The 13,321-nt window shown below is 59.0% G+C and carries 11 protein-coding genes and 1 pseudogene; 9 read left to right on the forward strand and 3 right to left on the reverse strand.

The window, feature by feature from the left end; translation table 11 throughout:
- Window positions 1-600: 600 nt before the first annotated feature.
- Window positions 601-1,035 (reverse strand): hypothetical protein, encoded by a 435-nt coding sequence (locus FHX09_RS30220; RefSeq protein ID WP_245505439.1) that lies wholly within the window; start codon window positions 1,033-1,035, stop codon window positions 601-603.
- 283 nt (window positions 1,036-1,318) lie between these two features.
- Here FHX09_RS30220 and FHX09_RS29015 point away from each other — a divergent pair, with 283 nt between their 5' ends.
- From FHX09_RS29015 to FHX09_RS29025, 3 genes and pseudogenes are all read left to right on the forward strand, one after another.
- Complete coding sequence (locus FHX09_RS29015; RefSeq protein WP_183722526.1) at window positions 1,319-1,960, forward strand: YecA family protein; 642 nt, start codon at window positions 1,319-1,321, stop codon at window positions 1,958-1,960.
- Window positions 1,961-2,050: 90 nt separating this feature from the next.
- Window positions 2,051-3,643 (forward strand): gamma-glutamyltransferase, encoded by a 1,593-nt coding sequence (gene ggt, locus FHX09_RS29020; RefSeq protein WP_132589644.1) that lies wholly within the window; start codon window positions 2,051-2,053, stop codon window positions 3,641-3,643.
- Between the two features lie 22 nt (window positions 3,644-3,665).
- Window positions 3,666-5,070 (forward strand): annotated as a pseudogene (locus FHX09_RS29025) (NAD-dependent succinate-semialdehyde dehydrogenase).
- Window positions 5,071-5,222: 152 nt separating this feature from the next.
- Here FHX09_RS29025 and FHX09_RS29030 read toward each other — a convergent pair.
- Both FHX09_RS29030 and FHX09_RS29035 read right to left on the reverse strand, forming a co-directional pair.
- Entirely contained in the window at window positions 5,223-5,732 is a 510-nt protein-coding gene (locus FHX09_RS29030; protein WP_184451080.1) for a hypothetical protein, read from the reverse strand.
- A gap of 228 nt (window positions 5,733-5,960) precedes the next feature.
- Entirely contained in the window at window positions 5,961-6,221 is a 261-nt protein-coding gene (locus FHX09_RS29035) for a PIN domain-containing protein (protein ID WP_132589640.1), read from the reverse strand.
- A 253-nt stretch (window positions 6,222-6,474) separates the two neighbouring features.
- On the opposite strand from FHX09_RS29035, the gene FHX09_RS29040 reads away from it, so the two are divergent.
- The 6 genes from FHX09_RS29040 (at window position 6,475) to FHX09_RS29065 (ending at window position 13,230) form a co-directional block, all read left to right on the forward strand.
- Window positions 6,475-7,371, forward strand: a complete 897-nt coding sequence (locus FHX09_RS29040; RefSeq protein WP_132589638.1) for a helix-turn-helix domain-containing protein — start codon at window positions 6,475-6,477, stop codon at window positions 7,369-7,371.
- A 234-nt stretch (window positions 7,372-7,605) separates the two neighbouring features.
- Window positions 7,606-8,691, forward strand: coding sequence for a sugar ABC transporter substrate-binding protein (locus FHX09_RS29045; protein ID WP_132589636.1), 1,086 nt, complete (start codon window positions 7,606-7,608; stop codon window positions 8,689-8,691).
- Window positions 8,692-8,775: 84 nt separating this feature from the next.
- Entirely contained in the window at window positions 8,776-9,597 is an 822-nt protein-coding gene (locus FHX09_RS29050; RefSeq protein ID WP_132589634.1) for an ATP-binding cassette domain-containing protein, read from the forward strand.
- Window positions 9,594-10,853: an ABC transporter permease gene (locus tag FHX09_RS29055; RefSeq protein ID WP_007798827.1), complete on the forward strand. Its 1,260-nt coding sequence runs from the start codon at window positions 9,594-9,596 to the stop codon at window positions 10,851-10,853. The genes FHX09_RS29050 and FHX09_RS29055 overlap by 4 nt, the downstream gene beginning before the upstream one ends.
- A 26-nt stretch (window positions 10,854-10,879) precedes the next feature.
- Window positions 10,880-11,608 (forward strand): SDR family oxidoreductase, encoded by a 729-nt coding sequence (locus tag FHX09_RS29060; protein ID WP_007798823.1) that lies wholly within the window; start codon window positions 10,880-10,882, stop codon window positions 11,606-11,608.
- Window positions 11,609-11,610: 2 nt separating this feature from the next.
- On the forward strand, window positions 11,611-13,230 hold the full coding sequence (locus FHX09_RS29065; RefSeq protein ID WP_184451082.1) for an FGGY-family carbohydrate kinase: 1,620 nt from the start codon (window positions 11,611-11,613) through the stop codon (window positions 13,228-13,230).
- The last annotated feature ends 91 nt before the right edge of the window (window positions 13,231-13,321 follow it).

Here is a 13,321-nt window from a genome sequence, read left to right on the forward strand (position 1 = left end):
TCCATCAGGTTGGTCTTGAACAACCCGACCCTAAATGGAAAACACTGATGGCCGCCTAAACCTCAGGACCTACACCACCTCCCGGGGCACGATCCGCCTCAGCCACGCAATATGGGTACTTGTATAGCGTGTCTTATCTTGATTGGGTTCTTCCGCATATTTGGTGCAGGAGGATTCACGTACGGCGCGAATACGGTCATAGATTCGGAATCGTAGTCTATGCAGTGATTTGCTCGTGCTTCATTTTTTCAACTCGTTGCTTCCAGAGAATTTCGAGGTCGTGGAGGTCGATCGCCAAGGTGGGACAGTCGTTATTTCGGCGCGGTCGATTTCGGCCTCGGCAAGCCCCAGTTGCGACCGATCCAGCGGGCGCGTTCACAGCCATTACCTGCGCCGGCTTGCCGATCTGCCTTTCCAGGATCAAGCTGCGGCGATCCGACTTCGTGCCAGGCGTTTTCGTTGTGTCGACAGACAATGCGTAACGCGTATCTTCACCGAACGATTTCCGGAATTGGTTTCCACCAAACCCGTCGAACCAACCGCCTCAGAGCGGCGCAAACAGCGGTCGGGCTTACGGCGGGAGGCGAGCCCGGCGGTCGCTTATCGCAAAAGCTGACCATTCCTGTGAGCGGCGATACACTTTTGCGAATGGTGAGCGCATCGGTGCATGAAGCCTACCCTGCCCCTCGGATCGTTGGTATCGACGATTGGGCCTGGCGCAAGGGTCAGCGTTACGGCACGATTGTCTGCGATCTGGAACGCAACCGCGTTCTTGATCTGCTTCCCGAACGAAATGCTGATGTCGTAGCCGAATGGCTTGCCCGACATTCCGGCGTAGAAATCATCGCCCGCGACCGTGCTGGCGTTTATGCAGAAGGGGCGCGACGAGGCGCCCCTGATGCCGCTCAGATCGCGGATCGATGGCATCTTCTCGCGAATCTGGGTGAGGCTCTTCGTCTGGCGGTCGGTCGTTATCGCAAAGCTGTCCATCTTGGCAGCGTCGCCGCGATGAATGAGATCGCCGCAGGAAGTCATGAGGCCCGAGAACACCCATCGCAGAAGCAAACATCGCTGCAAAGCTTGCGGCACCAGCGAAAGCGGCAACGTCGTGATCTGTATGAGAAGGTGATGCGCCTGGGTGATGCGGGGATCACCTGTGCGAGGCAGATTGCGCCACAGGTCGGCACGAGTGTGCGGACAATTGAACGGTGACTGGAACCATTCAGCATTGCCTGTGGCGGCGCCTCGGCCTTAGATTTGTTCGAAGCGCTACAAGGATCGCGATATGACTGCGCATCAGACATCCTTCACCGAAGCAATGAGCCTTGATGATCTCGAAGCCTATCTCATGTCCGACAGTTCTCCAGCGGAGAGTATGCTGCTGTCCGATCTAGATGGCTTTTTGACCGGCATCGCCGTCGGGCCGGAGGCAATCCCGCCCGACGAGTGGTTGCCGGTTATCTGGGGCGAGACTACGCCTCAGTTCGACGATGAGAGCCAAGCCCAGGCTGTCCTTGGGGCCATTATGGGCCGGTACGACGAGATCGTCCGGCAAATCGACAACGAGACCGTCGAGCCTATTTTTTGGGAATCCGGCGACACCGTCATCGCCTGGGACTGGGCTGACGGCTTTGTCGAGTCCTTCGCGTTGCGCCAGCGTCACTGGACGAAGATGCTCAAGTCTGAAGCCGCGATGCTGCTCGTTCCCATCATGATGCTCTGTGATCCCGGCAATCTGCCCGATGAACTCGCCACCGAGGAAAAAGAGCAGGTGATTGACGACGCAATTGAGGCCCTGCCGGACACCGTTTTGGCAATAGCGGCCTATTGGCGTATGTCCGAACTCGAAAAGAAGAGCGTCTCTGCTGGCTTGCGCTCGTTTGCCAGTCCCGGCCGAAACGATCCCTGCCCATGTGGATCAGGCAAAAAATTCAAAAAATGCTGTGGAACGGCCTCCTGAACAACCATAGCGAAACCGCAAGCAGGCGAAGACCCTGACCTGCACCAAATATGCGGAAGAACCCTTTATTGACGCTGAAAGGACAACAGCATGCGGAACTTCGAACAACCGGGGCGCTCGATTGCCGTTGGCCGTAGCGGCATGGCCGCCACCTCCCATCCCATGGCAACCATGACCGCTATCGACATCCTCAAAAGTGGCGGCAAGGCCATCGATGCGGCAGTAGCAGCCTGCGCCGTCCAGTGCGTGGTCGAGGCAGGCTCCACCGGCATTGGCGGCGATTGTTTCGCGTTGCTAGCCCCCAACGGAGGCGACCAGGTGATCGCCTATAACGGGTCTGGTCGCACACCCGCGGCCGTGGATCTCAAATGGTTCAAGGACCAGGGAATTTCCGAGATCGCGCGGTCTTCGCCTCACGCGGTGACCGTTCCCGGCGCTGTCGACGCCTGGACGCGCCTCGTCGCAGATCATGGGCGCATGTCGATGGCCGATATCTTGGCGCCAGCAATCGCGCTTGCGCATGACGGCTATGGCATTACACCGCGCGTTTCCGCTGATATTTCGCATCAGCGCGCCATGCTCGCACTCGACCCGTCGACGCGCCGCATTTTTCTCGACAACGATGAAGTTCCCGCAGTTGGATCCATTCAGCGTCAGCCGCAACTCGCACAGACGTTGTCGGCGATCGGCAGCCACGGCCGGGATGCCTTCTATCGCGGCGATGTCGCCGAAGACATGGTTTCTTATCTTCGCTCGCTCGGCGGTCTGCACACAATCGAGGATTTCGCATCCGCCGCTGGGGAATATGTCACCCCTATCAGCGCAACCTATCGCGGCTGGACGGTTCACGAATGCCCACCAAATGGGCAAGGTATCATTGCATTGATGATCCTCAAGATTCTTGAGCGTTTTGCGCCGTCAGGCGACCCCCTCGATCCCGACAACCTTTATGTTGAAGTCGAGGCGACCCGGCTTGCCTATGCAGCGCGCGAACGTTGGCTTGCAGACGCCGCCTTCTCGAATGTCCCGGCAGATTTTCTTCTGTCGGATGAACTTGCCGACCGTCTTGCCTCGAGCATCAACTTGAAAGAAGCTGGTAATGTCACGGGTGTCGTTGAAGGCGTCGAGCACTCGGACACGGTCTATATCTCGGTGGTCGACAAAGACCGCAATGCCGTCAGCTTCATCAATTCGGTCTTCCATCCCTACGGCAGCGGACTGATGGCACCGAAGTCGGGCGTGCTGTTCCACAACCGCGGCCAGAGTTTCGTGCTGAAGGAGGGGCATCCAAACGCGATCGCCCCGCGCAAGAGGCCGATGCATACGATCATCCCAGGAATGGTCACGCGAAACGGCAAAGCGACCCTCTCGTTCGGTGTTATGGGAGGTCACTATCAAGCTATGGGACATGCTCACTTTCTGTCGAAGCTGTTCGACTTCGGCATGGATATCCAATCGGCGGTCGATCTTCCTCGTCTGTTCCCCCTCCCCGGCACACTAACGATTGAAGCGGAGGAAACAATTCGAACCGCGATTGGCGAAAATCTCAAGGGCCGAGGCCTCAAAGTGGTTCCTCCGAAATCGGCCATTGGCGGCGCGCAGGCGATTTGGATTGACCAAGAGCACGGAACCCTGCTCGGGGCGTCGGACCATCGCAAGGATGGTTGTGCCCTCGGTTACTGATTCAAGAGCATCGGAGAACCAGATGTCGGACTACCCAGAAACCCAACTCTTTATCGATGGCACTTGGCGGGACGGTTCGAACGATCGCCTGCCGATGGTCAACCCAGCCACAGGTGAAATCATCGGAACTGTCGCCAATGCCGGCCGCGACGACCTCGATGCCGCACTTGTCGCAACCGAGTCCGGGTTTGACATCTGGCGTGAGGTCAGCGCTTTCGATTGTGCGAGGGTGTTGCACAAGGCTGCGCAGTTGCTGCGGGACCGGGTTGAGAAGATCGCAACGATCATGACCCTCGAGCAGGGCAAGCCGATCGCAGAAGCCAGGGCGGAGACGTTGGGAGCAGCCTATATGATCGACTGGTTCGCCGAGGAAGCCCGACGGGCGTACGGTCGGGTTGCCCCTCCCCGGTTCGCCCCTCCTCAAAGAGCCGGTCGGCCCCGTTGCCGCCTTCAGCCCCTGGAACTTTCCTTTGAACCAGGCCGTTCGTAAAGTTGCGGCAGGTCTTGCTGCAGGCTGCTCGATCATTCTCAAGGGACCGGAGGAGCTGTGCCGAACTTGTCTACGCATTCGCCGATGCCGGACTGCCAACCGGCGCCCTCAACCTCGTTTATGCCACTCCCGCCGATATCTCCAACCACCTCATTGCGCGCCCAATCATTCGCAAGATTACGTTCACCGGTTCGACAGCTGTCGGCAAGCAGCTTGCCGTACTTGCCGGTGTGCATATGAAGCGGATGACGATGGAACTAGGCGGTCATGCCCCAGCAATCGTTTTTGACGATGCCGACGTGGATGTCGCCGTGCGGATCCTGTCCGGCTCGAAATTCCGCAATGCCGGCCAGGTCTGCGTTGCTCCGACTCGCTTCCTCGTCCAGGAGAAGGTCTGTTCTAGGTTCCTCGCCGGCTTCGTGAAAGCGGCAGAGGCCATCAAGGTGGGCAATGGCTTGGACGCAGAGATAACAATGGGCCCCCTTGCCGGCGGAAAGCACGTCGAAGCCATGGAAGCTCTCACGGCTGACGCCATCTCTCGCGGGGGGGAGGATTGCGACCGGCGGGGAACGGATTGGAAACCAAGGAAATTTCTACAAACCCACGGTCCTCACCGACGTGCCACCCTGCGCCCGCGTCTTGAACGACGAGCCGTTCGGCCCGATTGCTGTCGTCAACGCTTTTTCGACGTATGAATCCGCCATTTCGGAAGCCAACCGCCTGCCTTATGGCCTTGCGGCCTACGCGTATACCTCGTCGGCAAAGTGCCGCACTCGGGCGCGACATGCAAAGCGGCATGGTTTCGATCAATCATCACGGTTTGGCGCTGCCGGAGTTGCCGTTCGGTGGCATAAAAGACTCCGGCTATGGGTCAGAAGGCGGGACGGAGACGATGGAAAGCTTCTTCAACACGAAGCTGGTGACGGAGACCATCTGATCGCTGAGGTTCTAATTGCAGCCGGATGAAGGTTCCGCGGCAGGTCACTTGGTCCGGTAGCCTCGAAGCGGAAATCCAAAGCCGACTGAAAAGAGGAAGTGGCCTTCCCTTTGCAATCGAGCCCCGACGGCGCGGGTCGCTCGAACTCGCAACTATGTAAGACGAATTCCATCAACAGCTGGGTCATAAAACTTGAGTATCCTGTCGTCACTGTCTGCCATATCAGGCCGTGTGGCAAAAAATGTTGCCGACCAGGATTCGGCTGCAATGCAGAATATTTCGCAGAATTGCTGTATCGGTAGTTGGAAGATTCTGGTTCCGCCAATCTGGCGTGGATGAACGGTCAGGCCTTTCTGCGGTGCAAGAAACCGATATCTTTCGATGACATCCTTTTTCTGTTGGTTGGAAACGTCTTCTGAACCTTCGTGCAGGTAGGCGCACCTTAACACATAGAATTCGCCGCCTGGGATGATGATATCATGTTGATCCGAGTAGATTGGCGAGATCCATCGATCGCACCAGCTACTATAGCGTGCGCCCACACCACCAGGTGTTCCTTCGATGTTCGAACACACATCCGGCAGCATCAGCGCCAGTGCAAGCGCCGCGTACCAGTTCGATGTTTCTGCGCTTCTTCGAACACTCTCTACCATCGCCTTCATTTATCTTGCCTCCAAAACGACGCGGGAATCCGCACCACAAAACTGCTACACGCCCCAAGGGGATTAGGGGCAAATCGTCGAGCAGAACGAGCCCAAGGCATTTTCAGCAACCCCCAGTCGAATCGCACCAGCTCTTTCTCAGCCAAATCTTAGGTCATTGAGCAAGTTGAAGACATTGCCTATCGTGCCAAAAAGATCGGCTCTTGGCCTGCGATAGCCTCAAGGTTCCTATGGATTGAGAATACGAACGCCGGTCGGCATAAAATCAGCAGCGTTGCGCGTTGCGACCGTCATCCCGTGGATCAGTGCTGTCGCGGCTATATAAGCGTCGTTGATCGGTTGAGGATCTGGAACATGTAGCCTGGCCGCCATCCTCGCAACGGCACGGTCGACCGCCAGAATCCGATTCTCGAAGGCCGGCAAAACTTGCGTTTCAAGCCAGCCGCTAAAAATTGCACCCTGCTCTGCGCGGCAGCACCAGAAGAACACGCTGAACCTAGATGAGCCGTGACCCTAACGCCGCTGATGCAGACTGATCCAGACTTAGCTGGAAATGCACGGCTGGGCATCCAGGCAATCATGAATCGGATGACAAAAAAGTATCGGTGCGTAGGGGCAAATGTGGTGGAGCGCCCTGTCGCATCCGGCTAAACTTCTTTCATGGTCGCGGGATGGAACCGGGAGAGCTCCACCTGCTTTTAGCCCAGTAACAGAGTGAGGAGACCCTGGGAGGGGTAGTCGTATGAGGGATGTATCAGAGCCCGATCTGGAAGTCGTCCAGATACGTTCCGGCGAGTCCTTCAAGATGTGGTCGCATGGATATCCCTATCATACGGTGCGGTGGCACTTTCATCCCGAATATGAAATCCACCTGATCACCGAAACCTCCGGCTGCTATTTCGTCGGTGACTTCATCGGCGATTTCCAGCCGGGGAATTTTGTGATGACCGGCCCGAACCTGCCGCACAATTGGGTAAGCGAAGTCCTCGACAACCGGCGCATCGAGCAGCGCTGCATGGTTTTGCAGTTCTCCGAGCAATTCATCGATGGCCTGCTTGCCATCCTGCCGGAACTCAAAGGGTTTCGCTCGGTGCTCGCCGACAGCCGTCGGGGCGTCCTCTTCCCTGTCGAGACCGCCGCACTCGCCAAACCGATCATGCAGGAGATGCTGGATGCCACCGGTGCGCGTCGCATCGCGCTTTTCATGCAGCTTGTCGAACTTCTGACGGCTGCCAACAATCGCGTGGCGCTGACCACGTCCGACTATCAGCCCGATCCGTCCGGTTATATGTCGATCGGCACCAACAAGGCCCTGGCATTTATCCGTGAGCGACTAACGGAGCCATTTTCCGAAACCGACCTGGCTGCGATCGCCGGTCAAACGCCGAGTGCGTTCTCCAGGTCGTTTCGCAAACATACCGGCTTCTCGGTGGTTCAGTATGTGAACCGCCTGCGCATCAACCTCGCCTGCCAGCTGTTGATGAGCGGCGAGGACATGCCCGTTATCGATATCTGCTACGCGTCTGGGTTCAACAACCTTTCGAATTTCAACAGACACTTTCTCGCGCAGAAAGGGATGCCGCCCTCCAGGTTTCGAGCCTTGCGGGCACAAAACGAAAAAGCGGTGGAGGCCGCCTAACCAGGGAGGACAGGGAGGAGACAGGACACATTGATGGCAAGTTCGAACGGAGACCGTGGCGGCCTCCGCGAGAGAACGCTTGTCTTCAGATTCATAACATGTGCGCCTCAGCAGCATGGCCGGCGATGGTCTTTGACCGCGGTTCCGGCAGAGGCTTTGTGCGCTTTGCACTCAGGCCACCACGCGCCTGAGACGGTCACTGCAACAATCGATCTCTTCAATGGAGAAACCGAAATGACGCAACTCAAAACGAAACTCGCAGGCGCCGCGATCCTGGCCTTCGGCCTTCTCAGCGCAACGTCCGTCTTTGCACAGTCGGCCAAAGTCACCGACGCGACTGTCGCCTTCCTGATGCCCGACCAGAGCTCGACGCGTTACGAAGAGCATGACTTCCCGGGCTTCCAGGCGGAAATGGCCAAGCTCTGCGCCGGCTGCAAGGTGATCTACCAGAATGCCAACGGCGATGCATCCCGTCAGCAACAGCAGTTCAACTCCGCGATCTCGCAAGGGGCCAAGGCGATCATCCTCGACCCGGTTGACTCCACCGCTGCTGCCTCGTTGGTGAAGATGGCACAGAGCCAAGGCGTCAAGGTTATCGCCTATGACCGCCCGATCCCTTCCGCGGCAGCCGACTACTATGTCTCCTTCAACAATGAAGAGATCGGCAAGATGATTGCCGTATCGCTCGTCGAGCATTTGAAAAAGAACAACGTCAAACCAGAAGACGGTGGTCTGCTTGAGATCAACGGCTCTCCGACCGATGCAGCCGCCGGCTTGATCAAGAAGGGTATCCATGCCGGGATCGCCGAGGGTGGATATCGAGTTCTCGCCGAATACGATACGCCGGAGTGGGCGCCGCCGAAGGCACAGCAGTGGGCAAGCGGCCAGATTACCCGCTTCGGCAAGAAGATCATTGGTGTCGTAGCGGCCAATGACGGTACTGGTGGTGCCGCAGTTGCTGCCTTCAAGGCTGCCGGTGTCGATCCGGTCCCGCCAGTGACAGGCAATGACGCGACGATTGCCGGCCTGCAGCTGATCATTGCTGGTGATCAGTACAACACGATTTCCAAGCCGAGTGAGATCGTTGCTGCCGCCGCCGCCAACGTCGCACTGCAACTGCTTTCCGGTGAGACGCCGAAGGCGGATACGAAGCTGTTCGACACACCGACGCAGCTCTTCACGCCGGCGCTTGTGACTGCAGAGAACCTGAAGGGCGAAATCATCGACAAGACCGTCAACGGTAAGCCGATCCAGACGCCTGAACAGCTTTGCGGCGATCGTTACGCCGAGGGTTGCAAGAAGCTTGGTATCGGCAGCTAAGAACTCCTCCCGAGGGTCCTCCGGCGCATGTCGTCGGGGGGCTCATTGCAGGCATCACGAAGTCATACGGAAAGGCTTGCCTCGATGATGGACGACCAACATGACGCGCCCCCGACCGGCGAGCTGGTGCTCAGCCTGCGTGGCGTCTCCAAGAATTTCGGCGCCGTTTCGGCCCTGACGGATATCGATCTCGACGTGCATGCGGGCGAAGTCGTGGCGCTGGTCGGCGACAACGGTGCGGGCAAGTCGACACTTGTCAAAATTCTTGCCGGTGTCCACCAGCCGACATCGGGCACGATCACTTTCGCGGGCAAACCCGTAACGCTCGCTGACCCCAGTACGGCACTTGATCTCGGTATTGCGACGGTTTTCCAGGACCTCGCGCTCTGCGAAAATCTCGATGTCGTGGCCAACATCTTCCTTGGCCGGGAGACCAGTCCGCTAAAGCTCGATGAAGTGTCGATGGAGGTACGCTCCTGGAAGCTCCTGAATGAGCTGTCGGCGCGCATCCCCAGCGTCCGCATTCCGATCGCCTCGCTTTCCGGCGGCCAGCGTCAGACGGTGGCGATTGCGAGATCGCTGCTGTTGGAGCCGAAGCTTATCATGCTCGACGAGCCGACCGCTGCGCTCGGCGTGGCGCAGACGGCGGAGGTCTTGAACCTTATCGAACGGGTCCGCGACCGTGGCCTCGGCGTGATCATGATCAGCCACAATATGGAGGACGTGCGGGCCGTGGCAGACCGCATCGTCGTCCTGCGTCTCGGCCGCAACAATGGAATATTCTATCCCGACGCCACCAATCAGGAACTCGTCAGCGCCATCACAGGAGCCGCCGACAATTCCGTCTCCCGCAGGGCAAGCCGACGCCAGGCGCCGCGCGAGATCACGAACGGAGGAACCCCATGAGCAGCAACGCCAATCAGAGCGCGCCATCCGCACCGTTGCTGGATAGGAGCGACGTTCGCGTCAAGCATGAAACCGGCGTGAGCGGCGCCATCCGGGCCTTTGCCGATCGCGTGAGATCGGGCGATCTAGGCTCGCTGCCGGTCGTCGTCGGCCTAGTTCTCATCTGGACCGTCTTTGCGTCGCTCAATCCCATCTTCCTCTCGGCCAACAACCTCGTCAATTTGCTTTTCGATGCATCGACCGTCGGCGTCATCTCGCTTGGGATCGTCTGCATCTTAATGGTTGGCGAGATCGACCTGTCCGTGGGCTCGATCAGTGGCTTTGCTTCGGCGCTGGTCGGCATGCTCTGGGTCAACGAAGGCTGGCCGGTTGCGCTGGCGATTGTCGCTGCTCTTGCCGCCGGCGGTGTCATCGGTGCGCTTTATGCATTGCTCTTCAACCGCCTCGGAATGCCGAGCTTCGTTTCGACACTGGCTGGTCTTCTGGCGGTTCTCGGCATGCAGCTTTATCTGCTTGGCGCTACCGGTTCGATCAATCTGCCCTACGGCTCTGCAGTGGTGAACTTCGGCCAGCTGTTGGTCATGCCGGACCCGGTTTCCTACGTTCTGGCCGCCATTCCCGGGATCGTGATGTTCGTGACCGATTACCGGACCGTCGTGCGGCGCCGCGAGGCTAGCCTGTCTTCGCAGTCGCTTGGCAGTCTCGTGTTCCGTGCGGTTATTATTACCGTGGTGCTCGAGCTGATCGTCTTTTATCTCAACCAGGACCGCGGCATTCCGTGGATGTTCGGTCTGTTCGTCGGCCTTGTCGTAGCGATGAGCTATGCGCTAACCCGCACAAAGTGGGGCCGCTCGATGACGGCGGTCGGCGGCAATCGCGAGGCCGCGCGCCGCGCCGGCATCAACGTGCGCCTGATCTACACGAGCGCCTTCATGCTCTGCTCGATGCTGGCTGCGCTCGGCGGCGTACTGTCTGCTGCGCGCCTTGCATCGGCAAGCCAGCAGGCTGGCACCGGCGACGTCAACCTGAATGCGATAGCCGCTGCCGTAATCGGTGGCACCAGTCTCTTCGGCGGCCGCGGCAGCGCCTATTCGGCACTGCTTGGCATCATCGTTATCCAGTCGATTGCCAACGGTCTGACGCTGCTCGATCTGTCATCGTCGCTTCGCTACATGATCACCGGCGCCGTTCTTGCCATTGCCGTTATCGTCGACTCCCTTGCACGCCGTTCGCGAGTGTCCCACGGACGCGCGTAAAACCCAGACAAAAGGTAAGGAATGCTATGAGACAGGAACTTTCTGGAAAGGTCGCTGCAATCACCGGCGCGGCCTCGGGGATCGGCCTTGAATGCGCAAAGGCATTGATCAATGAGGGTGTCAACGTCGCCCTCATTGACCGGGCTGAGGATTCATTAAAGCGGATCTGCGCCGAATTGGGGCCACAGGCGCTCCCGCTGGTCGTCGATCTGACAAGCCCGGAAAGTGTTGCGACGATGATGCCGCAGGTCCTGGAGAAGTTCGGCAAGCTCGATATCTTCCACGCCAATGCCGGTGCCTATATTGGCGGAGACGTGGTTGAGGGAGATCCGGATGCCTGGGACCGCATGCTGAACCTCAATATCAATGCCGCCTTCCGTTCCGTTCAGGCCGTGCTGCCGCACATGGTTGAGCGGCAGACCGGCGACATCATCATGACCAGTTCCATTGCGGGTCTCGTTCCCGTCGTTTGGGAGCCGATTTACACCGCCTCCAAATTTGCGGTACAGGCTTTCGTGCACACGGTTCGCCGACAGGTGATGAAGCACGGCATTCGCGTCGGCGCCGTTGCGCCGGGACCCGTTGTCACGGCCCTGATCAGCGATTGGCCGAAGGCGAAGCTCGAAGAAGCCATCGCAGCAGGTGGGCTGATCGAGGCAAGCGAAGTGGCTGATGCCGTCATGTTCATGCTCTCGCGGCCGCGGAATGTGACAATCCGCGACCTCGTCATTCTGCCTCACAGCACGGATCTCTAGATATGAGACGTCACTTTCTCGGAATCGATGTCGGTACTGGCAGCGCGCGGACCGGAGTGTTCAGCGAGAGCGGTGATTTGCTATCATCGGCAAAGCACCCGATTGCCATCTGGCATGAAGCTGGTGGCATCGTAGAGCAGTCCAGTGAGGACATCTGGCGGGCAGTGTCGCGCACCGTCCGCCAGGCCGTCAAAGAGGCGGGCATCGATCCGGCCTCCATCGCCGGCATCGGCTTTGACGCGACCTGCTCGCTGGTCGCAGTCTCCGAGGACGGACGCCCGATCAGCATAAACAGTTCCGGCGATCCCGATAGGAACATCATCGTCTGGATGGATCACCGGGCCGTTGCGGAAGCCGACGAGATCAACGCCGGCGAGCACGCCGTTCTGCGCTATGTCGGCGGTCGCATCTCGCCGGAAATGGAAACTCCGAAGCTCCTGTGGCTGAAGCGGCACCTACCCGCGCAATATCACGCTGCATCCCACTTCTTCGACCTTTCCGACTATCTGACCTGGCGTGCGACCGGCAGCTTGTCGCGATCGGTCTGCACAGTGACATGCAAATGGACCTATCTCGCCCATGAAGGGCGCTGGGACGCTGACTACTTTCGCGCCATTGGGCTTGAGGATCTGGCAGGAGATGGTTTCAAGCGGATTGGGACGGAAATTGTCGCGCCGGGAGCCGCGCTTGGCACGGGGCTTTCTCGCCAGGCGGCGGCCGACCTCGGTCTCTTGGTCGGGACACCGGTTGGCGCAGCCCTCATCGATGCGCATGCCGGCGGGATCGGGACACTTGGGGCGGTCGAGAACGAAGCGTTGGGCAGCGCCGAGATCGGCCGTCGCCTGGCCTACATCTTCGGTACTTCGGCATGCTCGATGGCGACCACAGAGCAGCCGACCTTTGTTGACGGCGTCTGGGGTCCGTATTTTTCAGCGATGGTCCCGGGCCTGTGGCTGAACGAGGGTGGACAGTCGGCGGCAGGCGCGGCCATCGACCATCTGGTGACCATGCATCCGGCAGCTGCCGAAATCGAGGCACGCGCCAAGGTCGAGGGTTTGTCGCTCATTGGCTATTTGGAGCGAGCAGCCGCCCGCGCCGGCGACGGCGCCGCTGATCTTGCCGGGGGGATCATTGTGGTGCCGGAATTCCTGGGCAACCGCGCGCCATTTGCCGACCCTGATGCGCGTGCGTTGATTGCCGGGCTTGCGCTTGACGAGGATGAAGCATCGCTTGTTGCGCTTTACGTTGCCGGCCTCGCCGGGCTCGGCTACGGGTTGCGGCAGCTGCTCGACGCATTGGAAGCCAAGGCGATCGATATCGACCTCATCATAGCCAGTGGTGGTGCAGCAAACAGCCCTCTCGTTCTACAGATGATCGCCGATACTACGTCGACGCAGGTTGCCAGCGTGACGAGCCGGGAGCCGGTGCTGCTTGGCGCTGCCATGCTCGGTGCCGTTGCCGGTGGCTGCTACTGCGACATATCAAGCGCGATGGGCGTCATGTCGCGCATTGCAAAGGTCTTCCGGCCTGCCTCGGGTGCGATGAGAGAAAGACATGATCGGCGATATCAGGCCTTCAAGCTGCTGCAGGAAACCGGCCGAAAGCTGCGTGACATGAACTAGTGTGCTGTCTCAGAGATTATGACTCGTTGAGCACAGGTGTTGGATAAGACTTAGCCATTTTTTCGCGCGCTTGGTCGACTGAGAACATCCA

This window comes from Rhizobium sp. BK538 (assembly GCF_014197575.1).
GTDB lineage: Bacteria > Pseudomonadota > Alphaproteobacteria > Rhizobiales > Rhizobiaceae > Rhizobium.